18 protein-coding genes are annotated in these 25,303 nt (G+C 71.6%); 7 read left to right on the forward strand and 11 right to left on the reverse strand.

Translation table 11 applies throughout. From position 1 onward, the window contains the following. Positions 1 to 33 precede the first annotated feature (33 nt). The 3 genes from AC0VX6_RS09880 to AC0VX6_RS09890 are packed head-to-tail and all read left to right on the forward strand — an operon-like array spanning position 34 to position 3,114. A complete protein-coding gene (locus AC0VX6_RS09880; RefSeq protein WP_475468269.1) occupies positions 34 to 1,209 on the forward strand; it encodes a CaiB/BaiF CoA transferase family protein in 1,176 nt (391 codons plus the stop codon). Further along, positions 1,209 to 2,078, forward strand: a complete 870-nt coding sequence (locus AC0VX6_RS09885) for an HpcH/HpaI aldolase/citrate lyase family protein (protein WP_274977232.1) — start codon at positions 1,209 to 1,211, stop codon at positions 2,076 to 2,078. The genes AC0VX6_RS09880 and AC0VX6_RS09885 overlap by 1 nt, the downstream gene beginning before the upstream one ends. A gap of 16 nt (positions 2,079 to 2,094) precedes the next feature. Next, the gene (locus AC0VX6_RS09890; protein ID WP_475468271.1) at positions 2,095 to 3,114 is read left to right on the forward strand and encodes a LysR substrate-binding domain-containing protein; all 1,020 of its coding nucleotides are present in this window, start codon (positions 2,095 to 2,097) and stop codon (positions 3,112 to 3,114) included. 41 nt (positions 3,115 to 3,155) lie between these two features. Here the strand turns inward: AC0VX6_RS09890 and AC0VX6_RS09895 are convergent, their stop codons facing one another. From AC0VX6_RS09895 to AC0VX6_RS09905, 3 genes are read right to left on the reverse strand one after another with little or no spacing between them, the layout of a single operon-like run. Continuing rightward, on the reverse strand, positions 3,156 to 3,989 hold the full coding sequence (locus tag AC0VX6_RS09895) for an ABC transporter ATP-binding protein (RefSeq protein WP_274977234.1): 834 nt from the start codon (positions 3,987 to 3,989) through the stop codon (positions 3,156 to 3,158). Between the two features lie 2 nt (positions 3,990 to 3,991). Continuing rightward, positions 3,992 to 5,023 (reverse strand): ABC transporter substrate-binding protein, encoded by a 1,032-nt coding sequence (locus tag AC0VX6_RS09900; protein ID WP_274977235.1) that lies wholly within the window; start codon positions 5,021 to 5,023, stop codon positions 3,992 to 3,994. A gap of 25 nt (positions 5,024 to 5,048) precedes the next feature. Continuing rightward, positions 5,049 to 5,792 carry an ABC transporter permease gene (locus AC0VX6_RS09905; protein WP_274977236.1) on the reverse strand — a complete coding sequence of 248 codons (744 nt, stop codon included), beginning with the start codon at positions 5,790 to 5,792 and terminating at the stop codon, positions 5,049 to 5,051. Between the two features lie 605 nt (positions 5,793 to 6,397). On the opposite strand from AC0VX6_RS09905, the gene AC0VX6_RS09910 reads away from it, so the two are divergent. The 4 genes from AC0VX6_RS09910 to AC0VX6_RS09925 all read left to right on the forward strand — a co-directional run bounded on the left by AC0VX6_RS09910 (position 6,398) and on the right by AC0VX6_RS09925 (position 12,787). Next, positions 6,398 to 7,150 carry a cupin domain-containing protein gene (locus AC0VX6_RS09910; protein WP_475468273.1) on the forward strand — a complete coding sequence of 251 codons (753 nt, stop codon included), beginning with the start codon at positions 6,398 to 6,400 and terminating at the stop codon, positions 7,148 to 7,150. 368 nt (positions 7,151 to 7,518) lie between these two features. Continuing rightward, on the forward strand, positions 7,519 to 10,512 hold the full coding sequence (locus AC0VX6_RS09915; RefSeq protein ID WP_475468275.1) for a 3-keto-alpha-glucoside-1,2-lyase-like domain-containing protein: 2,994 nt from the start codon (positions 7,519 to 7,521) through the stop codon (positions 10,510 to 10,512). A gap of 229 nt (positions 10,513 to 10,741) precedes the next feature. Further along, positions 10,742 to 11,308: a type I-E CRISPR-associated protein Cas6/Cse3/CasE gene (locus AC0VX6_RS09920; protein WP_475468277.1), complete on the forward strand. Its 567-nt coding sequence runs from the start codon at positions 10,742 to 10,744 to the stop codon at positions 11,306 to 11,308. Between the two features lie 594 nt (positions 11,309 to 11,902). Next, positions 11,903 to 12,787, forward strand: a complete 885-nt coding sequence (locus AC0VX6_RS09925; protein ID WP_475468279.1) for a SigB/SigF/SigG family RNA polymerase sigma factor — start codon at positions 11,903 to 11,905, stop codon at positions 12,785 to 12,787. Positions 12,788 to 12,869: 82 nt separating this feature from the next. Here the strand turns inward: AC0VX6_RS09925 and AC0VX6_RS09930 are convergent, their stop codons facing one another. The 8 genes from AC0VX6_RS09930 to AC0VX6_RS09965 form a co-directional block, all read right to left on the reverse strand. Beyond that, positions 12,870 to 16,178, reverse strand: a complete 3,309-nt coding sequence (locus AC0VX6_RS09930; RefSeq protein WP_475468281.1) for a right-handed parallel beta-helix repeat-containing protein — start codon at positions 16,176 to 16,178, stop codon at positions 12,870 to 12,872. Positions 16,179 to 16,240: 62 nt separating this feature from the next. Next, the gene (locus tag AC0VX6_RS09935; RefSeq protein ID WP_274977242.1) at positions 16,241 to 17,992 is read right to left on the reverse strand and encodes a hypothetical protein; all 1,752 of its coding nucleotides are present in this window, start codon (positions 17,990 to 17,992) and stop codon (positions 16,241 to 16,243) included. Positions 17,993 to 18,067: 75 nt separating this feature from the next. Further along, positions 18,068 to 18,424, reverse strand: coding sequence for a hypothetical protein (locus AC0VX6_RS09940; protein WP_274977243.1), 357 nt, complete (start codon positions 18,422 to 18,424; stop codon positions 18,068 to 18,070). A 60-nt stretch (positions 18,425 to 18,484) separates the two neighbouring features. Further along, entirely contained in the window at positions 18,485 to 18,823 is a 339-nt protein-coding gene (locus AC0VX6_RS09945) for a YbaB/EbfC family nucleoid-associated protein (RefSeq protein ID WP_274977244.1), read from the reverse strand. Further along, entirely contained in the window at positions 18,723 to 21,749 is a 3,027-nt protein-coding gene (locus AC0VX6_RS09950; RefSeq protein ID WP_475468283.1) for a hypothetical protein, read from the reverse strand. The genes AC0VX6_RS09945 and AC0VX6_RS09950 overlap by 101 nt, the downstream gene beginning before the upstream one ends. 102 nt (positions 21,750 to 21,851) lie before the next feature. After that, positions 21,852 to 24,494 carry an AAA family ATPase gene (locus AC0VX6_RS09955; protein ID WP_475468285.1) on the reverse strand — a complete coding sequence of 881 codons (2,643 nt, stop codon included), beginning with the start codon at positions 24,492 to 24,494 and terminating at the stop codon, positions 21,852 to 21,854. A gap of 124 nt (positions 24,495 to 24,618) precedes the next feature. Next, positions 24,619 to 24,921, reverse strand: coding sequence for a WXG100 family type VII secretion target (locus tag AC0VX6_RS09960; protein ID WP_274977247.1), 303 nt, complete (start codon positions 24,919 to 24,921; stop codon positions 24,619 to 24,621). Positions 24,922 to 24,973: 52 nt separating this feature from the next. Then, positions 24,974 to 25,300, reverse strand: coding sequence for a WXG100 family type VII secretion target (locus AC0VX6_RS09965; protein WP_274977248.1), 327 nt, complete (start codon positions 25,298 to 25,300; stop codon positions 24,974 to 24,976). Positions 25,301 to 25,303: the final 3 nt, after the last annotated feature.

The raw sequence follows: 25,303 nt of genomic DNA on the forward strand, positions 1-25,303 counted from the left end.
CGACCTTCACACACACGCAGGAGAGAAGAAACCATGCAGCCGCTTCGCGGTGTCACCGTCGTTTCCCTGGAGCAGGCCATCGCCGCTCCCTACGCCAGCCGCCACCTGGCCGACATGGGAGCCCGCGTCATCAAGGTCGAGCGCCCCGGCACGGGCGACTTCGCCCGCGGCTACGACTCCCGCGTCAACGGCATGAGCTCGCACTTCGTGTGGGTCAACCGCAACAAGGAGTCCCTGACGCTGGACATCAAGGACCCGCGCGGCAACGAGGTGCTGCGCCGGCTGCTGGCACGCGCCGACGTCTTCATCCAGAACCTGGCGCCGGGGGCCGCGGCCCGCGCCGGGCTGGGCGCAGCCGAGCTGCACGCGCGCCACCCCGGGCTCATCGTCTGCGACATCTCCGGCTACGGTTCCCCCGGCCCCTACGAGACGATGAAGGCCTACGACCTGCTGGTGCAGAGCGAGTCGGGGCTGCTGTCGGTGACGGGCAGCGGAGAGGAGATGGCCAAGGTCGGCATCTCGGTCTCCGACATCGCCGCGGGCATGTACGCCTACAGCTCGATCCTGGGCGCGCTGCTCGAACGCGCACGCACCGGGAAGGGCACCCACCTGGACGTGTCGATGCTGGAGGCCACCGCCGAGTGGATGGGCTTCCCGCTCTACTACACCTACGACGGCCAGGAGCCGCCGGCGCGCGCCGGCGCGGCGCACGCCACGATCTACCCCTACGGCCCCTTCGTCGCGCGCGATGAGCAGGTGGTCCTGATGGCGATCCAGAACGAGCGCGAATGGCGCGCGTTCTGCGAGCGCTTCCTGGAGCGCCCCGCGCTCGCCGAGGACGCCGACTACGCGACCAACGCCGCCCGCAGCGCCAACCGCGACACGCTCAGGGCCGTCATCGCCCGGCGCTTCGCCGAACTGGACGGCGACGAGGCCACCTCCCTGCTCGCCGCCGTCCCGGTCGCCTACGCCCGGGTGAACAGCCTCGCCGACGTGTGGAACCACCCGCAGCTCGCCGCGCGCGGGCGCTGGCACGAGGTGGACACGCCTACGGGGCGGGTCCCGGCGCTGGCGCCGCCCGGCCCGCGCGACCCGGCCCCCCGCATGGACCCGGTCCCCGGCCTGGGCGAGCACACCGACGCCATCCTCGGAGAGCTGGGGATGACGGCCGAGGAGACCGGCGAGCTGCGGTCGGGCGGGGTGGTCTGATGGCGTCGCGGACCAACGCCGCCGCGCGCGCGGACGCGCTCGCCTCGGCCGTCACCTGGCTGTTCGTGCCCGCGTCCCGCCCCGACCGGTTCGCCAAGGCGGTGCTCAGCGGCGCCGACGCCGTCATCATCGACCTGGAGGACGCCGTCCCGGCCGACGGCAAGGAGGCCGCGCGCGAAGCGCTGCGGGCCGGGTGGCCGGGCGTCGCCGAAGCCCGTCCCCCCTCCGGCGGAGCCCCCGCCGTGGCCGTGCGCGTCAACGCGCGCACCACCGCGGAGTTCGCCGCCGACACGCGGCTGTGCCGTGAGCTGGGGCCGGACGCCGTCGTCCTGCCCAAGGCCGAGTCCGGCGACGACGTGCGCGCCGCGGCCGAGGCGGGCGGGGCGCCGGTGCTGCCGCTGATCGAGTCCGCCCGCGGGCTGGTGGAGCTCTCCGGCATCGCGGGCCGCCCCGAGACGGTCCGGCTGCTGTTCGGCGGGATCGACCTGGCCCTGGACCTGGGCACCGCCGACGACGCCGCGCTCGACCCGTCGCGGAGCGACCTGGTGCGCTGGTCGGCGGCGTGCTCGCTGCCGCCGCCGGTCGAGGGCGTCACCACGGACGTGCGCGACGGCGCGGCCGCGGCACGCGACGCCGTCCGCGCCCGCCGCTGGGGGTTCGGCGGCAAGCTGTGCGTGCACCCCGCCCAGGTCGCGCCGGTGGACACCGCCTTCGCCCCCGACGCCGCCGAGCTGGAATGGGCGCGCGGGGTACTCGCTGCGGGGGACGGGGGCGCTGTTCAGCGCGGTGGTGAGATGATCGACCGGCCGGTCGTGGAACGCGCCCGCCGACTGCTGCGGCGCGCCGAGGGGAGGGACCGGACCGTGTAGGCCGAGGGGACAGCCAGTGGACATCGCCCAGTTGCGGGACTTCATCGCGGTCATCGACAGCGGGAGCTTCACCCGCGCGGCCTCGGCGCTGTTCGTCTCTCAGCCCGCGGTCAGCCAGCGGATGAGGCAGCTGGAGAGCGAACTGGGCGTGCGGCTCGTGCAGCGCGGCCCCCGCGGTGTGGTTCCCACACCGGCGGGGCGGACCCTGTACCGGGACGCCCAGCAGCTCATCCGCCGGTTCGACCAGATCGCCGAGGACGTGGCCAAGGAGCCCCGGGCCATCCGCGGTCCGGTGGCGGTCGGGCTGCCCACCGCGGCCGCCGTCCACCTCGCTCCGGCGCTGTTCTCCTGGACGAAACGGAACTACCCCGGCGTCCACCTGCGGCTGTTCGAGTCGGTGAGCGGGTACATCCAGGAGCTGCTCACGGTCGGGCGGATGGACCTGGCCGTCCTGTACCGCGACGACGCGGCGCCCCGGCCGGCCGAGACGCCGCTGTACTCCGAGGAGCTGTACCTGGTCGGGCGCTCGGACGACGAGGAGCCGCCCGGAGACGACCGGGCCGCCGGGCCCGCCCAGGCGGGCCCGGCCGCCGCCGACACCGCGGCGTACGGGGAGATCAGCCTGGCCGACATGCTCCGGGTGCCGCTGGTCGCCCCCGGGGCGCGCAGCAACCTGCGCGTGCTCATCGACCGCGTCTTCACCGAGCACGGCGCGGTGCCCACGATCGCCGCCGACGTGGAGTCCCTGGGCACGATGGTGCGCATCGCCGAGAGCGGCGAGGCCTGCGCCCTGCTCCCGCTGTCCAGCGTCGAGGCGCTGCGCAGCGCCCCCGACCTCATGGTGCGGCGGGTCGTGGACCCCGTGATCGAACGCCACATCGCCGTGTGCGCCGGTTCGGACTACTACGAGCCGCGGGACGCGGTGTCCGTCGTCCGGCACGGCATCGTGCAGGTGACGACCCGGCTCGCCGAGCGGGGGGCCTGGCCGGGGATCCGCCTGGCGGCCCGGACCGGGACGCGCGCCGACCGGCCCTGACCGGCCCCGCATCCCCGCGCGGCTCCGGGTCCTGTACGGGCTCAGTCGGCGGTGGCGGTGGAGCCCAGCAGCTCGCGGACGCGTCCGGCGATCCTGTGGAACTCGGGGTTCTCCAACGTGGGCTCGTACTCACGGCGGCCCGGGATGTCGATGGTGAACTCCTCGATGACGCGTCCGGGGCGCGGCCCCATCACGACGGCACGGGTGGCGAGGTAGACGGCCTCGGCCACGGAGTGCGTCACCAGCACGACGGTCATGCCGGTGGCCTCCCAGATGCGGCGCAGTTCGACGTTCATGTTCTCCCTGGTCAGCGCGTCCAGCGCACCGAACGGTTCGTCCATGAGGAGGACGTCCGGTTCGTGGAGCAGGGCGCGGCACAGGGAGACGCGCTGCTGCATGCCGCCCGAGAGTTCGAAGGGCATGGCCTTCTCGAAGCCGGTCAGGCCGGTCATCTCGATGAGTTCGTCGGCCCGCCGACGGGACCACGTCCTGGGCAGTCCGCGCATCTCGGCCTGGAACAGGATGTTGTCGCGGGCGTTGCGCCACTCCAGGAGCGCGGCGCGCTGGAAGACGAAGCCGACGTCGCGTCGGGGCCCCTCGACCGGGGTGCCGCGCAACGTCACTGCGCCCGCGCTCGTCGCGGTGAGTCCGGCGATCACCCGCAGCAGGGTCGACTTCCCGCAGCCGGAGGGCCCCGCGATGGTGAGGAACTCGCCGCGTTCGACGGTCAGGTCGATGCCGCTGAGGGCGTGCACCGTGCGCGCCCTGGTCCGGAAGGTGACGTCGACCCCGTGGACGTCGACCATCGGGCCCGCGGGTTCGGGGGAGTCCGCGCCCGCCTCTCCCGACGTGCTGTCCGCTGCCCTGGCGAACATGCTCACCGCCCCTCCGCCGTGAACGAGGCGTCGAAGTAGGCGCTCGTCTCCTTGGCCTCCTCGACCAGCCCGGCCTCGGCCAGCACCTCGATGGTCTGGCGCCAGTCCTCCTCGGCGGTGACGCCCGGAGCCCGGCCCCGGGTGTTCTCCGTGTGCAGCAGCGGGATGGTCTCCTCCCACTGGTGGAGGAGCACCTCCGCGCTCGGCAGCTGCGGATCCCGGCCCTCCATGGCGGCGACCGCCTCCTCGGGCGCCTCCTGGGCGGCGCTGTAGGCCTGCGAGGTGGCGGCGACCATCCGCTCGACCAGATCCGGATCGTCCTCGATGGTGGAGGTGTGGGCGAGGAGGCCGTTGCTGAAGAAGTTCAGTCCGGCGTCGGTGTAGCGCAGGTAGCTGACCTCCTTGCCGCTCTCCTCGGCGAGCTTGGGCCCCTGGTCGTGTGCGAAGCCGATGAGGCCGTCGACCTGGCCCGACATCATCGCCGCGTTCTTGCCGGCGGCGTCGAGGTTCTGCTGTTCGACGTCGTCCTCGGCGAGTCCGACGGCCTCCAGGTACAGGGGGAAGGTGGTCGTGACCGCGTCGCCCGCGGAGACCGCGATCGTCCTGCCCCTGAGGTCCTCCGGTTCCGTGATGCCCGTTTCGGAGAACACCTGGACCGCCGAGGGCGTGGACTGGAGGAAGACGCCCACGGACCTGACGTCGACCCCCTGGTCGATGTTGGCCAGCAGCGCGGGGGCGTCGGCCCAGCCGAAGTCGTAGCTCTGCTGGCCGACGGCCTGCACGGTCCTGCTGGAGCCCTGCCCGGCCTCGATCGTGAGCGAGATCCCGTGCTCCTCGAAGATCCCCTGCTCCACGCCGTAGTAGAAGGGGGCGTGCTCGCCGTAGGGGTACCAGTTGAGCTGCAACGTGACCTCGTCGCCGCCGCCGTCCGAGCCCCCTCCGCCCGAGCAGGCGACGAGGGAGAGGACGCCGGACGCGGCGGCGAGTGCGGCCAGTGCCGAACGCTTGGGAACGGGGAACATGCGAGTGGCCATGGGAGTCCTTCGTGGCGAGGGGTGGTCAGCCTCGGTTGCGGCGTGACGCGTGCCAAGGGATGAGGAACATCTCGGCGATCTGGATGACGGCGAAGAGCAGGACACCGAGGGCCGACATGATGAAGAGCGCGGCGAAGAGCATGGCGGTGTCGATGTTGCCGTTGGCCTGGAGGATCACGTAGCCGAGGCCGGAGTTGGCGCCAACGAACTCGCCCACGACCGCGCCGGTGACCGCCAGTGTCGCCGCGACCTTGAGCCCGGACAGCAGCTCGGGCAGCGCCGCGGGGAAGCGGACCTTCCAGAAGGTCCTGATCCGGGACGCGCCCATGGTGGAGGTGAGTTCGAGGAGTTCGGGGTCGACCGAGCGCAGGCCGCTGATGCCGGAGATGACCACGGGGAAGAAGGCCATGAGCACGGCCACGAAGATCTTCGGGCTGGCGCCGAAGCCCAGCCACACGACGAACAGCGGCGCGATCGCGATCTTCGGAATGACCTGCGCGAACAGGACGAGCGGGTAGAAGGTCTTCTCCACCGTGGGGGAGTAGACCATGAGCACGGCGACGGCCACGCCGACCAGGGAGGCGATCACGAAGCCGACGACGGTCTCCACGGTGGTGACGACCGTGTGCGTCCACAGGTAGGCGGTGTTGTCAGCGAACGCCTTCCACGTGTCCACGGGGGACGGGAGGATGTAGGGCTCGACGAGTCCCCCGGCGGTGACGAGGAACCACGACAGCGCGAGCAGTGCGAGGAAAACGAGGGGGTACACCAGCGCGAACGAGCTGAGTGGGCGGCGGATGCGGGACCTGCGGAACGTGTCTGGCGCTCGTGCCTGCGGGGCGCGGGGAGCTTGTTCTGCCTGTTGAGTCATGTCCGACCTGATATCCCTCGTCGGGAGCGGGCGGTGGCCTGGTACAGAAAGCGCTTTCCGTCTCAGGGATGTTAAATACACCACAGTGGAGATGTCAACGCCCCTCTCGGAGGGGCGGCGGGGGTGCGGCGCACGCGGTCCGGAACGAGTGCGGCGGATCCCGGTGCGACGCGGAAGGCTGTCGGTCGACGGTTCCGAGGGGCCCGCGGGGGAAGGCCGACGCGTGAACTCTCGGTGATGTGATGTTGACAACATGTGGACGCGCACGTACTTTTGCCGCACAGAAAGCGCTTTCTTTCGAGCGATCGAGGGTCTGCCCATGAGTGCACCGCCGTCCTGTCCCCACCGGCCGAAACTCTCGGGCGGCGCGGTTCTCGCCGCCGCCTCGGCGGCCTCCCGCCCCGCGTTCCCCCGTCCGGCGGCACCGGATCCGCCCGCCGCCGCGCATGGAGGGCGCCGGTCCGGTCTGCGCAGAGCCGGCGGACCGCTGAAGGGAGTCACCGTTGAACGCCGGGCCTGAGGCTTGCGCCTCCGAGGCGCCGTCGCTGCCGGGCGGGATCGGCCTGTCCCGGCTGCGCGTCTACGACTGGCCAGCCGCCCAGGGCTCCGACGGCCTCTGCGGCGGCACCCCGCACATCCACCTGGCCTGTGCCGAGGCCTACGCGGTGGTCGGCGGTTCGGGCGCCGTGCAGACCCTGACCACGGACGGCTTCGCCTCGACCCCGCTCGCCGACGGCGACCTCGTGTGGTTCACACCCGGTACGGTGCACCGCCTCGTCAACGACGGAGGCCTGCGCATCATCGTCCTCATGCAGAACGCGGGCCTTCCCGAGGCGGGTGACGCCGTCCTCACCTTCCCACCCGACGTGCTCTCCGACGCGCGGGCCTACGCGGAGGCCGTCTCCCTCGACCCCGCCGACCCCGAGCGCGCCGCCAGGGCCCGACGAGACCTCGCCCTCTCCGGTTTCGCCGACCTGCGACAGCGTCTGGAAGCGGGTGACCGGTCCGCGATGACCGACTTCCACGCATCCGCCCTGCGTCTGGTCTCCGCGCGTCTGCCCGACTGGCGCGCCCGGTTCGCACGGGGTCCGGCGGCGGAGGTCTCCCGCACGGCCGCCCACCTCGACGCGCTCGCCGGGGGCGACACCGCGCACCTGTCCTCCGCGGCGGTCCACCGGGGCGAACCGGCCCCGGCCTGGGGCATGTGCGGACGGCTCGACAAGTTCGAGGAGGGCGGGGTGTCCCGCCTCCTCTGAGAAACCCCGAATCCTCCGGACAACCCCCGCCACGGCCCCCCGACAGAGAAATCACCGCACCCCGAAGGGCTCCTTCCGGAAACCCGTACCCTCCTCGGACCCCCTGTCCTCCCGGAACGCCCCCACGCCCTTTCCTTCGTCCTGTCGGCAGTCGCTCTCCTTTTGAGTGAGAGCCCCGCCCCCCGCCCCGGCCGATCCTCCCGCCGCTCCCGTCCCCGCCCTCGGCCCCGCCCACATCCGCCAGGCGCGGCGGTTCACCGTGCCCCGACCCCCCCGACCAGTACCGCGTCCACGCGTGCGCCCGACACGGGCGGGCGCCGCGCGCGCCGACGAAGACGACGACATCCAGTCACGCGAGGTGAAAGTCCATGCCTGCTCGACCACGCGGTTACCTGGCCGCGGCCCTGGGGTCCACCCTGGTCGCCGGGTTGCTCCTCCCGGCGGGAACCGCCGCCGCCGACCCCACCGACCTGCCGCCGCAGGAGCCCGGAGTCACGCTCCAGGTCTTCGACGTCGGTTTCGAACCGCAGGAGATCTGCACGCTGACCGAAGGGCAGACGCCCAACGTCGACGTCCTGCGCCCGGACATCGACTGGGAGACCACCGAGGAGTTCGGCGGCATCGCCAACAACTTCATGGCGCGCGTGACCGGGAACATCCACGTGACCGAGGATGGCCTCTACGACTTCCGGATCACCAGTGACGACGGGTCCCGCCTGAACGTCAACGGCGAGGAGATCATCGAGAACGACCGGAGGCAGCCCCCGACGGCGGCCGACGGCTCGGTCGAGCTGACCGCGGGCGCGCACGCCCTGCGCGTCGACTACTTCCAGGGTGCCTTCGACAAGGCGCTGCGCCTGGAGTGGAGACCGCCCGGAGCGGACGGGTTCGTCCTCGTTCCCGAGTCGGCGCTGACCACCGACGCCGGAGTCACCCGCGTGACCGCGCCCGGCGTCAAGACGTGCACCGACGCCGACGACAGTCCCGGCGACGGGGCTCCGCTGGCCGGAGTGCACCCGAACTACACCCTGACCGACCTGCGGCCGGAGGGCTACGAGCCCATGGTCACCGGCATGGACTGGTTCGACGACGGCCGCATGGTCATCACCACCTGGGCGGGGCGCGAGAGCTTCGACGGCGCCGTGGAGATCGTCGACGGCACCGTGGGGGAGGACGCCGGCTCCGGCACCACCACCGCGGAGGTCGTCGCGACCGGCATGAACGAGCCGCAGGGGGTGCTCGTCGACGACGGCGAGGTCATCGTCTCGGAGAAGCACCAGCTCAGCCGACTGGTCGACGAGGACGGCGACGGCTTCTACGAGGCCACCGAGGCCATCGCCACCTGGCCCTCCGGCGGGACCTACCACGAGTTCGCGTTCGGACTCCTGGCGGACGAGGACCACTACTACCTCAACCTGTCGGTGGCCATCACGCCCGGCGGCCGGACCACGGTGCCCCAGCACGTCGAGAACCGCGGCACCTCGGTGAAGATCGACAAGGAGACCGGCGAGCTGGAGTACGTCGCCGGCGGCCTGCGCACCCCGAACGGCATCGGCTGGGGCCCCGAGGGCGAGATCTTCGTGGCGGACAACCAGGGGGACTGGCTGCCGGCCTCCAAGCTGGTCGAGATCGAACCGGACGCCTTCTACAACCACTACACCACCCCGGCGGGGCCCTTCGACGACCAGCCGGTCACCGAGCCTGTGCTGTGGCTGCCGCACAACGAGATCTCGAACTCGCCCACCAACCCGGTGCTGGTCGAGGAGGGCCCGTTCGCGGGGCAGATGGTGTTCGGTGACGTCACCTACGGCGGGATCCAGCGCGCCTTCCTGGAGGAGGTCGACGGAAGGAAGCAGGGCGCGGTGTTCCGGATGACCCAGGGCCTGGAGTCCGGCGTCAGCCGACTCGCCCTCGGCCCGGACGGCTCGTTCTACGTCGGCGGAATCGGCGGAGGCGGCAACTGGGAGCAGCCGGGCAAGCTCCCCTACGGCCTGCAGAAGCTGACGCCCACGTCCGAGGAGGCCATGGACATCGTGTCGATGGAGGTCACCGAGACCGGGTTCGACATCACCTACACCCGGCCGGTGGCCGACGACGTGGTCGAGAACGTCGGCGAGCGGTACGAGGTCGAGCAGTGGTCCTACACCCCGACCTCGCAGTACGGCGGGCCCAAGCGCAACGAGGAGACCCTGGCCGTCACCGGCGCCTCGGTCTCCGAGGACGGGCACACGGTGAGCCTGGACATCGCCGGTCTGCGCGAGGACCGCGTCGTGCACGTGCGTTCTCCGAGACCGTTCGCCTCCGCGGACGGCACCGAGCTGTGGAGCACCGAGGCCTGGTACACCGTCCACTCCATCCCCGGCTACGTCGAGCCGCCCAACGAGACGGGCGTGTACGAGGCCGAGGACGAGACGCTGCGGGGCGGCGCGGACATCGACGACGAGCACCCCCACTTCACCGGCGGGGGCTACGTCGACGGCTTCGGCGGCGTCGGCGCCTCCCTGACCTGGGAGGTCGGGGTCGACGAGGCCGGGACCTACCCGGTGACCCTGCGCTACTCCAACGGCCCCGACCCGTTCGCCGGCACCAAGACCATCTCGCTCGGCGTCAACGGTGAGGACCGGGGCCAGATCGCACTGGAGACGACCGGGACCTGGCAGACGTGGGCCGACCACGTCGAGCGGCTCGACCTCCGGGAGGGGACCAACACCATCACGCTCTCCGCCGACGAGGACGACGACCGCCACCTGAACTGGGACCACCTGCGGATCCAGCAGGAGTCCTGCGTCCCGGCCGAGCCCGACGAGGGCTACCGCATGCTCTTCGACGGCACCGAGGAGAGCTTCGCCGACTGGGAGATGGTCGGGCCCGGCGGCTTCGTCACGCAGGCCGACTGCACCATGCGCTCCATCGGCGGGCTCGGCCTGATCACCCACCCGGAGGAGCTCACCGACTACAGCCTGACCCTGGACTGGAAGATGGGCGGCGACGACAACTCCGGCGTGCACATCGGCCTCCCCGACCCCGAGGGCGGCCCCGGGGTGCGCAACCGCGCCTTCGAGGTGCAGATCGACGCCACGGACGAGCCCGAGCTCACCACGGGAGCGATCTACGACTTCCAGGGGGCCGACATCGCGGCCAGGGACGCGGCGCTCAACCCGCCGGGGGAGTGGAACACCTACGAGATCGTGGTCGAGGACCTGAACGTCACGGTCCACCTCAACGGCGTGCTGATCAACGAGTTCGACACTGAGGGCGCCCACCCCGACCGGGACCTGTCCTCGGGCCGCATCGGGTTGCAGAACCACCACACCGGTTCCGACGTCTGGTTCCGCAACGTGCAGGTGAGGGACCTGGACTGAGGCAGCCGCCGGTTCCGCACGTCCTGAACCGATGAACCGCTCCCCGGGAGCCGGACCGGAAGAACCGGTGCCGGCTGCCGGGGAGCGGTCCTGTGCGGACGGGCCGAGCCGGGGCGCGGCGCCTCGTACAGTGGGAACTCCGTTCCGGGCGGAGGCGATCCTCGACGGCCCGCGACCGAACACGAACACCGACCCCCGCCCCGGCGGGGACGCCCCGGAGGGGAACCCCTTGTACCTGTCCCGCATCAACCTCGACCCCAAGCGCAGCGCCCGGATGGACCAGTGGGCGGTCATGGGGCAGGCCGTGCGCAGAGCGGTCGATCCCGACCCCGATTCCGACGCCCGCGTGCTGTGGGCGCGCACCTCGCCGAGCACGCTGGTGGTCAGCTCCGACACCGCCCCCGCCTGGGGCAAGGTCCCCGGCGCGACCTCCGCCGCGATCCACCCGATGCCGCGCTACTCCGAGGGCGAGACCGTCCGCTGGGAGCTCATCACGGCGCCCACCGCGCCGCGCGGAGCCGGGGCCGCCGGTGAGGGGGCGCGCCCGCGCGGCAAGCGGGTCCCCCTTCCGGAGGAGGAGTTCGAGGGCTGGCTGGACGGCAAGCTCGCGGGAGCGCTGGACCTCACCTCGGCGCGGTGGAAGCACCTGGGCGGCAGGCCCGCGCGGTACCACTTCACCGGCGAGGCCGTGGTGCGCGACAGCGAGGCGCTCCAGGAACTGTGCCTGGACGGCGTCGGCGCGGGCACGGCCACGGGTGCCGGGCTGCTCCTCGCCAGCCCGCTCGCCCCGAGGTAGGCCCGGGCTCCCCGGAAGCCCCGCGGACCCCCGGACTCCGCCGGGCCCGCACGCCCGCCCGGGTGTCCCCGTGTCCCCGAAGCGCCGGTCCGGGGCCCCTCCCGGCGGGGCCCGGGGCTCCCGCCCGCCGCCGACCCCGGTGCCGGAGGCGGGCGGGCCGGGCGTCCCGCGCACGTGTCGGACCACGTCCGGAGCCCGGAACCGTGCGACTGTGTATCCGACCGACGCGGGTGCCTTCGACCGGGCGAGCGGGTCGCGGCGCCTCGGGAGCGCTGGCGGCGGGGCCACGGGACGAACGGATATTCGTGTCGGATTTGAGATAATTTGACGTTTTTTGCAAGTTAATTGTCGTATTGCAACAAAAACTTGGATTCGTGGCTTTTGAAGCCGTTCCTCAGGGAACCTAGTCTGTGCATCGCGGCTGTCCCGCCAGCCACAGGGCCACCGGCCCCGCGGGTCGCGCGCTGGATCGCGCCGCCGGTGTCCTGCCCAGGCAGGTACATGAGCACACAGGACAGAGCACCGGGGGGTTTCCTCTTGTCCACGTCTCTCAACGAAACACACACGTCAACGACCGTCACCGGCCGACTGCCCGTGATCCCCAGACCGCGCAGGCCGGTCGAGGACACCGTCCCCGATGACACGGGGAACGAGGACGTCCGGGAGGCCGAAGAAGCCGGGGAAGCCGGGGGGGCCGGGGAGTCCGGGAGGGTCCGCCCCGAGGAGCTGATCTCCCAACTGCGCGACCTCGCCGAGGACGACCCCAGGGCCGACGAGCTGCGCGAACGGGTGGTCGTGCTCTACCAGCCGCTGATCAACAAGATCGCGCGCCGCTACGGGGGGCGCGGCGAGCCGTTGGAGGACCTGAAGCAGACCGCGATGGTGGGGTTGGTCAAGGCCGTGCGCGGCTACGACCCGGACCGCGGCAAGCCCTTCATCTCCTACCTGCTGCCCACGGTGACGGGGGAGATCAAGCGGCACTTCCGCGACCACACCTGGGCGGTGCGGGTGCCGCGCCGCCACCAGGAGAACCGGGTGAAGCTGCGCCGGGTGACGGGGGAGTTCCAGCAGGAGCACGCGCGCACGCCCACGATCGCGGAGCTGGCCCACGAGATGGGGCTGCCCGAGGCCGAGGTCAGCGAGCTGGCGCAGGTCTCGGAGTCCTACCGGTCGCTGTCGCTGGACGCGCCCGACTCCTCCGACGCCGAGGGGCAGGAGGGCACGCGTCTGGAGGACCACCTGGGCTGTGAGGACGCGGCGCTGGACCGGGTGGTGGAGCGCGAGTCGCTCAAGCCCGCGCTGGCGCGGCTGCCCGCGCGGGAGCGGGAGATCCTGCGGTTGCGGTTCTTCGGGGACCACACCCAGTCCGAGATCGCGGACCGGTTGGGCTACTCGCAGATGCACGTGTCGCGGTTGCTGTCGGGGGTGCTGGAACAGCTGCGCGAGGAGGTCGGCGGGCACGCGCCCGGCCACGGCTGAGTCCGCGGCCGGGCCGCCTCCCGGAGGACGGCCCCGTGGCGCCCTCCGGGAGGCGGCCCCGCCCCCGCCCCGCACCGCGGGGTCAGCGGGCCGGGATGTCCTCGGGCAGCAGGGTGGTGAAGTCCTCCATCGTGGCGTTCTGGACGCCGTTGACCAGGCGGCCCGCCTGGCGGGTGATCATCCGCTCCAGCACCTGGCGCGCGTAGCGGGCGTTGCCGAAGTTGACGTCGCGGACCACCCCCGAGAAGTGCTCGTGCAGGGCCGCCGTCGTCTGCTCACCGCAGGTGTAGCCCGACCCCTTCGCCATCCGCTCGACGATGGTGACCAGCTCGTCGTCGCTGTAGTCGGGGAACTCCACCTGGTGGTTGAACCGCGAGGCCAGACCGGGGTTGGAGTCCAGGAAGCGCTGCATCTCGTTGGTGTACCCGGCGACGATGACCACCGCCTCGTCGCGGTGGTCCTCCATGAGCTTGACCAGGGTGTCGATGGCCTCCTGGCCGAAGTCGTTGCCCGATCCCCGCGGTGCCAGCGAGTAGGCCTCGTCCACGAACAGCACGCCGCCCTTGGCCCGCTCGAACACCTCGGCGGTCAGCTGGGCGGTGTGCCCTACGTAGCGCCCGACCAGGTCCGACCGGGCCGCCTCCACCACGTGGTCGCCGCGCAGCACCCCCAGGGCGTGCAGGAGCTTGCCGTACAGACGGGCCACGGTCGTCTTACCGGTACCGGGGGGACCGGCGAACACCAGGTGGTGGCTCATCGCCGCCACCTGGAGCCCCATGGCGCGCCGCTGCTGGGACATCAGCAGCAGGTTGGCCAGGTCGTTCACGGTCTCCTTGACGCTGGCCAGGCCCACCATGGCGTCGAGCTCCTCGCGCAGGGCCGCGATCCCGTCCGCCGTGCCGCCGATCTGCTCCTCCTCGGCCGCCTCCCCGAGGTCCTCGGGCAGCAGGAGGGTGAGCGAGTCCGGGCTGTCGGGGATGGTCCCGCCCAGCCGGAACGCCTGGCGGTCGATCATCTCCTCGAACAGCTTTCGGGCCTCGCGGCCGTTACCGAACGCCGGTCCCTTGGGCACCCGCTCGAAGTGGGCGAGCAGGGCCGCCTCGGTCTCCTCCGCCATCCGGTAGCTGTGGGAGACGCACATGTTGCGCACGATCTCCGTCAGTTCCTCCGGCGCGTAGTTGGCGAACTCGATGGTCCGACTGAAGCGGGAGGCCAGGCCGGGGTTGGTGTCGAGGAAGCTCTGCATCTCCTCGGTGTAGCCCGCGACGATCACCACGACCTCGTCGCGGTGGTCCTCCATGAGCTTGACCAGGGTGTCGATGGCCTCCCGGCCGAAGTCGGGACCGCTGCCGCCGCCCTCGCCGCCGCTGGCCAGCGCGTAGGCCTCGTCGACGAACAGCAGACCGCCCTTGGCCCGCTCGAACACCTCGGTGGTCTTGATCGCCGTGCCGCCCACGTACTGCGAGACCAGGTCGGCGCGGGCCACCTCCACCACGTGCCCGTAGCGCAGCACGTCCAGTTCGGCGAGGATCTGCCCGTACAGCCGCGCCACGGTGGTCTTGCCCGTACCGGGCGCGCCGCCGAAGACCAGGTGGCGGCTCATGGGCGGCGTGGGCAGGCCCATCTCCGCCCTGCGCTGGGCCATCTGGTTGCGGGTGACGAGCGTCTTGACCTCGTGCTTGACCCCGGCCAGGCCCACCAGCCCCTCCAGTTCCATCATGGGGCCGACCTCCTCGTCCTCCCCGTCCCCCTCATCGGTGGCGGGGGCGTCCGGCATCGGGACGGGCGCGCCCGCCAGGTCGCCGAACGCGTCCGGGGCCCCGTTGCCGCGGCTGAGCAGCTCCTCCGTGCGCATGCTCTGGCTGGCCACGGTCTGGCGCAGCCCGGAGCGGCCGTTGTCGCGCACCGAGCAGTCCTCCACCGCCACGTCCTCGGCGGAGTGCACGAGGATGCCGTCGGCGCCGTTGCCGAACACCTCGCACCGTCGCAGCGTGGCGCTCGCCTTGGCCGCCACCAGCACGCCGTTGCGGCGCCCGTTGTAGACCCGGGTGCGCAGCACCGTCGCCCTGCCCCCGGCCCGCACGGCGATGCCGTCGCCCGTGCACTCGGACACGTCGCAGTCGCGCACGTCGGCGGACGCGCCCGAGCCCACCGAGATCCCGGCGTCGCGGCTCCCGGAGATCTGCACGCCGGTCAGCAGGGGCGCTCCGCCCTCGTCCACGGACACAGCGCTCTTGCCGGTGCGCTCCAGCGTCACGTCCTCCAGGCGTCCGCGCCCGCCCCTGCCGAACACCACACCCTGGCCCCGGGTTCCGGTGATCGCGGTCGCGCGTAGGAAAGGGGCGCACTCCTCGACCACCACGCCGGGACCGGCGGTCTCGCTGACCAGCCCGCGGTCGAACTCCACGACACTGTCGCCGCCCAGGCTCAGCCCCAGGCCGCGGCGCACGACCAGGCCGAGGAAGGCGGTGGAGGCGCGCTCCTCGGCGCGCACGGCGTCGCCGCCCGACTCCTCCACCTCGCACTCGGTGAAGGTCCCGCGCGCCCGGCCCGACAGGTGGATGGACACACCCTTGGCGCGCACCACGCGCGCCCGCGCCACCTGGGGGTCCGAACCGTTGCGTACGGCGATGCCGTACCCGCCCACGTCCTCGAACACGCAGTCCTCGACCACCGGCCGCGACCTGCTGGAGACCACCAGCCCGTCGCCCTCGACATCGTGTACGCGCGTGCCCAGCAGCGAGGTGGCGGCCCCCTCCTCCAGCGCCACGGCGGGCTTCTTGGTCCCCGAGATCTCGCAGTCCCGGATCGTGCCCGCGGCCTGTCCGCTGACGAACACGCCGTTGCCCCCGGCGTCGCGCAGCACGCAGGAGCGGATCGTGGGGCGGGCCTGCTCGCCGATGACCACGGCGCTGGTGTCGACCTCCTCGACCACGCAGTCCTCGATGACGCTCGGCCCCGAGGAGGTGATCACCACGCCCGCCCCCGCCGAGCAGGTGACGCGGCTGTCGCGCATGGCGAGCGCGCCGCCGCCGCGCACCGACACCGCGGTCCACGAGGCCCCCTCCACCTCGCAGTCGGCCATCTCCAGTTGTCCGAGGGGGATGTCCACGGCGGGGTAGTCGGCGTGGCGGCCGCGCAGGACCAGCCCCGACAGTTTGACCGCCTCGGCGCCCGAGACCACGGCGCAGCCGCTGGCGGTGGTGATCTCCACGCTGCCCAGGCCGTCGCGGGCCATCAGGGTGACCACGTCGCGCAGGACGAGGCTCTCCTCGTAGCGCCCGGGGGCGATGGTGATGAGGGCACCGCTGTCAGCGGCCTCGACCGCCTCGGTGATCGTCGCGTGCCCGTCCTGAGCGTCGGCGTCGACGGTGAGGAGCTGCCTGGTCATCGGTGTCTTCCTAAGTCGGGGGAGGGGCGGTGGCGGGGCGGCCGGGGCCGCCCCGCCGGGGGTCAGGAGCAGGACGCGCGCACCGCCGAGGCGGCCACGTGCGAGCTGGCGTGCTCCCGGTCCGCGAGGGCGTCGGCCCCCGCGTTGGTGAGCTTGACGGTGAACTCCTCCGTGGGGGAGGTGAACCCGGTCACCTGGACCCAGCCGCCCCGGATCCCCGCCTGGTCGATCCCGAAGACCGCCACGGGCGGCCCCTCGGCCGAGGGGCCGGAGAAGAGTTGGTACTTCGCCTCCCCGGGGGAGATCCACAGCGGGCTCTCGTCGTCGGGCACGTGGACGTAGAGCTCGCATGCGACCCCCGCCTCCCCGGGGGTGAACGTCCAGGTGGCGTACTGGCCGTTGCCCCGTTCCGGGTCGCCCGAGACGGGAAGGGCCTCGTAACCGCCGTCACAGCCCTCCTGAGCGTACCCGCCGGGCCGGGTGGCCCAACTGGCGGTGCCCTCCGCGCTGGCCCAGCGCCCCTCGTTCGCGTAGGAGGCTCCTGGTGAGGCCTGGCAGCCGGGCCCCGCGACGGCGAGGAAGGACTCGGGTTCCGAGGCCCCCGTCACCGCGCCCGAGTCCGCCAGGACGGAGCCCCCGCCCTCCGAGGGGGGCGGGTCGGCTACCGGGGCGTCGGCGGGCGGCGCCCCGCCGTTGGCGGCGTCGCCGTTCCCCGTGGCCCCGCCCTCCCGCGCGGCGTCGCCGTTTCCGGCGGCACCGTTCTCCCTCGCGGTGTCGCCGTTTCCGGTGGTGTCGGCGAGGGGGGCGTTCATCCCCTCTGCGCCAGTGCCGTTCCCGGTGCCGGTGTCACCGTTTCCGGCGCCCTCTCCGGAGCCCTCCCCGGGCGCTCCTTCGGCCTCACCCTCCCCGGAGGTCCCGGCGCCCTCGTTGTCTCCGGTCGCCGCGTCCTCTCCGGTCGTCCCGTCCGCTCCCTCCTCACCGGCTGGGGGACCGGCGGCCGTGTCGCCGCCCTCGGCCGGTGCGCCACCGGTCGCGCCGTCTCCGGTTCCCTCGGTCCCGGCGGCCGTGGCGTCCTCGGTCCCCGGCTCCCCGGCGGCCGTGGCGTCCTCGGTCCCCGGCTCCCCGGCGGCGGCCGTCTCTGCAGCGCCGCCTTCGGTCCCCGGGGCGTCCGTCTCGGCGGCCGGGGGCGGGTTCTCCTGTGCGGCGGGGGCGGTCTCCACCGGATTCTCCCCGCCGGTGGCGGCGGTGCCCGGGTCGGGCATCGTCGGGGTCGCGCCCCCGTCGCCGCTCACCTCGGGGACGTAGCCGGTCTCCTGGGGCGCCGCGGCCTGCTGGGGCGCGGGTGCGGCGCCCGTGTCCGCGGGCGCGGCGGCGGTTCCGGACTCGCCGCCCGCCGAGGCGCCCGCCTCGGCGGTGTCCGAGGTCTGGCCGCCGGTGCCGTCCACGCCGCCCGCGCCCGACGCGAGCGGCGTCGCGTCCAGGGTCACCCCGGGCACCCCCGCCGTCATGGCGAAGGGGGCGGCGACCAGCAGCAGGCCCGCGATGGCCGCACCCGCCAGGACGGGTTTGCCCGGGCGGTCCAGGGCCACCTCCGGGGCCTGGGGTGCGGCGGGCTCGTGCAGGGCACCGGTGATCCGGGGACCGGGAACGGCCTCGGCCGCCCCCTCGGTGGATCCGACCGCGGGAGCGGGCGCGATGTGCGCGGCCCCACCGGAGACCGTGCCGTCGGCTCCTCCGGAGAGCGCCGACCGGAAATCGGACGCCGCTGTGGGAGGGCTCTCGGCCGCGCCGCGCGCCTGCGCGTTCTCAGACATCGAAGCTCCTTCTCAGGGGACCCGTGCGGCCGCTCCCGCGGCCGCGCGGGGAGGTGGGGGTGGTGGGATCGGGGATCACCGGCGGCCTCCTCCGGTTCCGTCCGGGGTGTTGAGGTCCGGAACGTGGTTCGTGTTGTTCTCCTCCTCGCGGATGACGGACCCCGTGGTCTTGAGGAGGATGTCGCTCGAATCCTCCGCCGCGGTGGCGATGAGGACCGTCAACTCGCTGAGGGAGGTCTTGAGCTCCCCCAGGGACTTGTCCATCTGCTTGGCGAAATCGTCGCCCTCGCCCCAGATGGGTTGCAGCGGTGCCAGCGCGTCGTCCAGCCACTGCTCGGTCTCGCGGGCGTACTCGGCCGCCTCGCGGACTTTCTGGCTGTTGGTGGTCATGCCGTCGGGATCGGCGCGAAAGCCGTTGTCGCCGGCCGCCATGTCCGCCTCCTTTCCTGGTCCTGGTCCTCAGCCTCCGCCGCAGACGGCGGCGGGGTCCGTCTACTGCTGTGGGCCCTCGGAGGGGATGCCCAGCCGGTCGAGCAGCTTGAGCGGGTCGAGGTCGCCGTTCATGACCTCCTCGACCCCCGTCATCTCCGGCATGAAGGGGCCGTAGGCCTCCGAGACGCGCTCGGCCATCTGGTTCCGCGCCTTGTTGACCACCTCCGTGATGGCGGCGGCCAGTTCGGTGGGGGCCATGTCCCGGTAGGCCTGGGTGTGGAACTTCAGCTCGACCAGTTCACCCGTCGCGTTCACCTTCGCGCCCACGAGCCTGTTCTTGGCCACGACCTCTTCGGTTGCCTCCTCCAGACTTGCGCTTGCGTCCGCCAGTCGGTCCATCGTCTTGTGAAGCTGTGCCAGTTCCTCTTCCATCTGGCGCTGCATCTGCGAGCTCATGCCGGGGAGTTCCCTTCTTGTTCTGACCGAGGACGGGTCGTCCCAGTGCGGATTTCTGCCCGTCGGCCGTGGTGCCCCAGACCTTCTCATCCTCGGAGAGCCAGGTGGAGCGCTGCCGGTCGCGGTTGTTGTCACCGCCACCGCCGCCCATGCCGCCGCCCATGCCGCCCATCATGGGGGGCATCATCGGCATGCCGCCCATGCCGCCCATGCCGCCCGCTCCAGCACCCCCGGCGCCGGGCTGACCGTTCAGCCCTCCCGCGCCGCCGACGCCGCCGAGGGCACCCGGGTTGCCCTGTCCGCCGGAGGCCCCGTTGGGGCCGCCCGCCTGGTACTGGGTGCCGTCGGGGTTGGCGAACAGCGAGGAGCGGTCGGAGCTGTCCGGTGTGCCCGGGCTGTCGTAGGGGCCGGGGCCGGGGCTGAGGCCGCCGTAGTTGAGGCCCAGGTCGTTGGGCGACTCCAGCGGCGGAAGCTCGCTGGGGCGCGGCTGCGAGGGGCCGAGACCATCGAAGCCGTTCGTGATCGGCGCTCCGGTCTCGGGGTCGATCGGGTAGGGCTGGCCGGTGATCGGGTCGATGACGTAGGGCTCGCCGGTGACCGGGTTGATCGGCACGTCCTCCCCGGTGCCGGGGCCGTTGAGCCCGAGGTCGGGCGGGGGCGTGGGCACGACGTTCCCGTAGTCGTAGCCGTCCTGCCCGGTGCCGGGGCCGTTGAGCCCGAGGTCGGGCGGGGGCGTGGGCACGTTGTACCCGTAGTCGTTCGGCAGCCCGGTCTCGGGGTCGATGCCGACCGGCTGCCCGGTGACGGGGTCGATGGGCAGGACCTGTCCGGTCTCGGGGTCGTAGTTGATGGGCAGGTCGTTCTCGGGGTTGTAGGGCAGCCCGGTCTCGGGGTCGACCGGGAACGGCTGGCCGGTCTCCGGGTCGAGCGGGAGCCCCGTGGCCGGGTCGAACTCCAAGGAGCTGCCGGTCCCCCCGTCGGGGACCGGTTGTCCGGTGACGGGGTCGATGGGCAGGACCTGTCCGGTCTCGGGGTCGTAGTTGATGGGCAGGTCGTTCTCGGGGTTGTAGGGCAGCCCGGTCTCGGGGTCGACCGGGAACGGCTGGCCGGTCTCCGGGTTGAGCGGGAGCCCTGTCGCCGGGTCGCGCTCCAGCGAACCGTTGTAGCCCTCCGGGCCGCCACGTCCGGAACCGGGGCCGTTGAGGCCGAGGGGCGGCGGGGGTACGGGCATCGGCGGGGGTATCAGGGGACCGTTGTCGCCCAGGCCGTCGCCGGGGCCGTTGAGGCCGAGGGGCGGCGGAACCGGCGGTGGTGTCACGAGGCCGTTGTTGCCCAGGCCGTCGCCGGGGCCGTTGAGGCCGAGGGGCGGCGGGACCGACGGGGGAGATGGGACGTAGGGGGAGGGACCGCCGTTGTCGCCCAGGCCGTCGCCGGGGCCGTTGAGAGCGTGGTTCACCGGAGGCGGCGGGTTCAGGCCGTCGCCGGGGCCGCCGCCGCTCGTACCGTCGGGGCCGTTGAGCTCCTGTTCGTTCGACGGCGGGTCGATGCCCAGCTCGTCGAAGACCTCGTTGAGGTCGACGTGCTCGGGGCCCTCCTCGCCGTCGCCGGTGCCGTCACCGCCGCTGCCCGGTCCCTCTTCCTCGTCGCCCGGGCCGTCCTCTCCGTCTCCGAAGAGGTCGTCGAGGTTGATGTCGTCGGGGCCGCCGTCGCCGTCGTCCTCTCCGTCTCCGAAGAGCTCCTTGAGGTAGTCGTCGAGGCCGTCGTCGTCAGGGCCGCCGTCGCCCTCTCCGTCGCCCTCTCCGTCTCCGAAGAGCTCCTTGAGGTAGTCGTCGAGGCCGTCGTCGCCGCCGGGGCCGTCCTCTGGTGGATCGGGTGTCTGCGTCGGTAGCGGCGTGGGAGCAGCGACGGGCTTCAAGTCCGACTTGACGCTGTCGTAGGTGGTCTCCATCTTGTCGTACAGGCCGTTGGCGTACTCGTGGACGGTCTTGTAGTGGTCACGGAACCTCTGATAGAGGGCGTTGTTGACATTGGTGTCGGTATCCGGGTCACCGACGATGCCGCGGACCTCTCCCCGCTCCGTCCCGTCCTCGTTCTCTCCGGCCGGGACGATCAGGATGTCGAACTGGTTCCGGTGATCGACCCACTTCTCCGACCCCGCGGAGAGCTGGAAGTACCAGTCGTCGACCGCGTCGCCGACCTGCCCCCCGCGCGTTGTGAGGGCTTCCTGGACTTTGTCGGCGAGGTCGGCGGTGGGAGACTTCAGGTCGTCACTGATCCTCTTCAGTCCGGCTCTGAGATTGGGGATCGCCTCGTAGAAATGGTTCATGCGGTACGCCATGTCCTGGAGGCGGTACTTGTACGCCGCCGCGGCCGAGCCCCTCATAGGGCCGTCCGGGGTGTCGATCGCCTGCCAGAGCTTGTTCAGTACACCACCGCCCTCCCCGTCGATGTAGGGCTTCACGGCATCCCGAAAGTCGTCCAGATGGTCGATGGTGGCCTGTAACCGTTCGAGATCCCAGTTCTTGGACGTCAGTTTGTTGGTCGCGTAATCAGCGAGCGCCGACAGGTCGTTCAGTGACTGACGGAACGCGACCTGATCGCCACCCTCGTTTTCATTGTTTCCTTTGCCGTCGGCTCCCCATACCTCCTTCTGCATGTTGTAGCCGGCGTAGTCATAGCCGGTGTAGTCGTAGCTGTACGAGGTGTAGCCGGCGGTGAAGTACGACGTGTGGGTCTCTCCGTGCTTCCACCAGCGATCCACTTTCTTGTCGCCACTGCCGGTCCAGTCCTTGAAGCCGGTGGTCTCGTGGAAGTGGTAGCGACCGTGGTCGAGCCAGAGGGAGTCGAAGAGCTTCTCCATGGATTCCATTTTTCCATAATCGCCTTCTTCGTTGGCGAAGATGTTCAGGATTTCGTGAATCGGCTTGTCCGGCATCTCTTGCTCCCTCCCCTCGCGGTTTGCGCTCCGGGCCTAGGCCTCGGTGCTTTCCTCGTCCTGTCCGCCGTCACCGTCACCGTTGCCGCCACCGCCACCGCCACCGCCACCGCCACCGCCAGAGCCGCTCTGGTTCGAATAGATCAGGTTTTGGACGTCCTGGGCGGTGAGGTCGTTCTCGTCCTCGATTTCCAGGAACTTTCGAGTTGATTTCGAGAGTTGGTTGTCGATCTGGATCAGTTCTTTTTGTAGTCCGGTGACGAACTTGGAGAACTCGATCATTGAAGCGTCGATCTCTTGGGTGAGCAGTGCGGCCGGTTCGAATAGCTCGGGGTTTCCAAGCCTCTGGTAGCCGCCTTCGACGTTGTAGCGAGCGAACTTCGTCTCCAGGCTATCGACCTCTTCCATGAGTGGGAACACGACAGTGTCGCGGAATTTCTCGATCTCTGTCATGTCGATCTTGGTGCCTTTGTCGCCCTTGCCGTCGCCCCCCTTTCCGTCTCCCTCGCCGTTGCCTTCGCCGTCGCCGCCTTCGTCCTCGCCGGTGCCCTCCTCTTCTTCGTCCTCTTCTTCGTCGGTGTCCTCGTCCTCCCCGCCTTCGCCTTCCTCGTCCTCGTCGCCCTCGCTGTCGGTGTCATCCTCTTCACCGTCGTCTTCGGCCGTGGGCACCGGTTGGGTGATGCTTGCCGGGTCGAAGGGGACTGGCTCGGGGGATTCGCCGCCGTCCCCGCCGTCACCCCCGGTGGTGCTTTCCGGTTTGATCGAGGTGACCGGGTCGATGGGGTGGGTTTCGTCGGGGCTCTGGCTGCCACCGCCGTCTTCGGCCGTGGGCACCGGTTGGGTGATGCTTGCCGGTTCCAGGGGGACTGGTTCGGAGGAGTCGTCCTCGCCGTCGCCCTCGCCACCTCCGCCATCGGCCGTCTCGTCTTGTTCGCGTACGCCCGACTCGGGTTCCCCGTCGTCGCCCTGCCCCTGGCCTTGACCGTCGCCCTCGGTCGTGGCCACTGGCTTGATCGAGGTGACCGGGTCGAGGGGGAGCGGTTCGGAGGAGTCGCCACCGTCTTCGGGGCGTTCGGAGGTGACGTGCTCGGGTGTGTCCTCGGCGGGCGGTGAGATGACCTTCCCCGGAGTGTCGGACTCGTCGCCCGATGGGTCCGGCTCGCGGGGGGAGTCCCCCGTGACCGGAGGCGTGGTGGTGCCCACAGGGGTGCCGGGCACCCCGCCGCCGCCCGGGTCGGTCGCGCCGGGGCGGTCGGGGTGGTGGTTCCCCACGTGCTCGGGGGAGTCCTCCTCACCGGGTTTGTCGGGCCTGCCCTCGCCGTCACCACCGGGACGGTCGTCTCCGTGGGCTTCCTCCTCGCCGGGGCGGTCGCCTCCCGGGCGGTCGTCTCCGTGGGCCTCCTCCTCGCCGGGCCGGTCGCCGCCCGGCCTGTCCTCTCCCTCTTCGCCCTCGCCGTCCTCGTTCTTCTCCGAGACGGTGATCAGGCCGGTCTCGGGGTCGACCTCCACCCGCCCGTCGCCGGGGTCGAAGGAGACCTCGCCGGTCTCGGGGTCCAGGGTGAGCTTCAGGTCGCCGATCTCGATCGTGGTCGGAAGGGGCTCCTCGCCCTCGCCGGGCCCGGTCGTCTCGATCTCGACGGTGCCCTCGGCCGGGTCGATGGTCAGGCCCAGGTGTCCGGCCTCGATCGTGACCGGCGCGGCCTCGGGGTCGAGGGGCACGTTCCTGTCGCCGGGCTCGATCTCGATCGTGCCGGTGTCGGAGTCCAGGACGAACCTCAGATCGCCCGCCTCGACGGTGGTGACACCCGTCTCGGGGTCCAGGGTCACGACCGGAGCCCCGGCGATCTCGTCGCCGGACGCGTCACCGGCGGGCTCGCCGTACTCGGGGTCGTCGGCGTCGGCGGAGATGGGTGTGGCGGAGACGGGCTCCACGCCGGTGTCCGGTTCTCCGGCCGGGTCCCGGTCCGACTCCAGCAGCGCGTCCTGGAGTCCCTCCCGTTCCTCCTCGGACCGGGGTTCGGTGATCAGGGGCGCCATCGGCTCCGCGATGGAGGCGGACTCCAGCGGTACGGTCTCGGGGGCCGTCGTCTCGCCTTCGAGGTCGGCGGTCTCCTCCGCGGACATGTTCGCGGAGACGGTCCGCGGTTCGGCGGGTTCGAGGTCGGCCTTCTCCTTCTCCTCCTCCTCCGAGGACATGCTCGAGGAGATGATCCGCGATTCGGCGGGCACGCCCGGCTCCGCGGGAACACTCGGTTCCAGGGGCGTGCCTGGCTCCGCGGCGCGCAGGGGCTCGAAAGTCTGGGGCTCCTGGACGGAGAGGGCCTCGGCCTCGGGGGCGGACACGGCGACGACGTGCTCGGTGTCCTGACCGGCGAACAGCGGGGAGGCGGTGTCCCCGGCCCGTTGCGCGCCGAACAGCATCACGCCGTCGTCGCCGACGGTCACCTCGGACTCGCCCGGGTCGAGCACCGCCTCCTGGGTGGCGGTGTCCACCTCGACCGAGGAGTCACCGTGTCGTAGCAGGAGCAGACCGCTGGTCAGGTCCACGCTGACCGGAGCGGACTCAGGCCGGTTGGCCGTCGTCCCCTGCTGCTGGAGGGTGGTGGCCTCCTCGGTCTCGGTCGGGTCCGGCTCCTCCCCGGAGAGGGCAGCACGGAAGTCGAAGAGGGGGGACTCCACGTCAGGGCCTCCTCACCGCCCGCAGGGCGGTCGTTCGTCTGGGGTTTCGGGGGTGGGGGATGGGGGGCGGGGCGGGCGCCCCGAGGGGAGTGGTGGGCCGCCCGCCCCTGGGAGGTGGAGCGGACTACATCAGCGCCTGCCAGTTCATGGCCTCGCGCCCGTCGGTGGAGGAGTAGTTGTTGCGGATCTCGTTCAGGGCGGCCTCGGCCTTGCCCAGCAGGACCTGCATGTCCGCGACGTTGCTCCGCCAGGACAGGACCTTGCGGTCGTACTCCGCGGCCATGGCACCGTCGAGCTCCGCCTTGACCGTCTGCATCTGGGTGTCGAGCGCTTCGATCTGGTTCTGCACGGCCTGCGTCTGGGTGCGCAGCTCGTTGGTGGCCTCGTCGACGTAGTTGTAGCTGACGTCGAAACCGTTGATGCTCATGGTCTCGCCTTCCGGAAGGGGTCTCGTGCGGGGTGGGAGCGGGGGTCCGGCCTCAGCCGGGCTGGTTCGGGTTGAGCTCGTCCATCCACCGCGAACCGGTGAGGACGGCCGCGTCCTCCGTGGCGTGCATCGCGTGGACGGTGCCGCCGAAGGTGCCGATCATCTGGTTCATGTCGTTGGTGATGAGCCGCAGCTCCTCCAGCCAGCCGACGACCGCCTCGCTGTACTTGTTGGAAGCCGCTCCCTGCCAGGCCATACGCAGCCTGTCGCGTGTGTTGTCCACGTTGGTGTAGATGGTGTTGCACTGGCTGTGTGCCTCGGTCATCGCCTCCTGGGCGATGCGCTCGGCCTCGTCTGTAGTGCGTGTCCTCTGGTTCACGGG

Source organism: Nocardiopsis sp. iso_25 (assembly GCF_056173305.1).

Bases quoted from the DNA above. Each gene is read 5' to 3' on its own strand.
- AC0VX6_RS09880 (WP_475468269.1), top strand. From the start codon at position 34: ATGCAGCCGCTTCGCGGTGTCACCGTCGTTTCCCTGGAGCAGGCCATC.
- AC0VX6_RS09885 (WP_274977232.1), top strand. From the start codon at position 1,209: ATGGCGTCGCGGACCAACGCCGCCGCGCGCGCGGACGCGCTCGCCTCG.
- AC0VX6_RS09895 (WP_274977234.1), bottom strand. From the start codon at position 3,989: ATGTTCGCCAGGGCAGCGGACAGCACGTCGGGAGAGGCGGGCGCGGAC.
- AC0VX6_RS09900 (WP_274977235.1), bottom strand. From the start codon at position 5,023: ATGGCCACTCGCATGTTCCCCGTTCCCAAGCGTTCGGCACTGGCCGCA.
- AC0VX6_RS09915 (WP_475468275.1), top strand. From the start codon at position 7,519: ATGCCTGCTCGACCACGCGGTTACCTGGCCGCGGCCCTGGGGTCCACC.
- AC0VX6_RS09930 (WP_475468281.1), bottom strand. From the start codon at position 16,178: ATGACCAGGCAGCTCCTCACCGTCGACGCCGACGCTCAGGACGGGCAC.
- AC0VX6_RS09935 (WP_274977242.1), bottom strand. From the start codon at position 17,992: ATGTCTGAGAACGCGCAGGCGCGCGGCGCGGCCGAGAGCCCTCCCACA.
- AC0VX6_RS09940 (WP_274977243.1), bottom strand. From the start codon at position 18,424: ATGGCGGCCGGCGACAACGGCTTTCGCGCCGATCCCGACGGCATGACC.
- AC0VX6_RS09945 (WP_274977244.1), bottom strand. From the start codon at position 18,823: ATGGACCGACTGGCGGACGCAAGCGCAAGTCTGGAGGAGGCAACCGAA.
- AC0VX6_RS09950 (WP_475468283.1), bottom strand. From the start codon at position 21,749: ATGGAATCCATGGAGAAGCTCTTCGACTCCCTCTGGCTCGACCACGGT.
- AC0VX6_RS09960 (WP_274977247.1), bottom strand. From the start codon at position 24,921: ATGAGCATCAACGGTTTCGACGTCAGCTACAACTACGTCGACGAGGCC.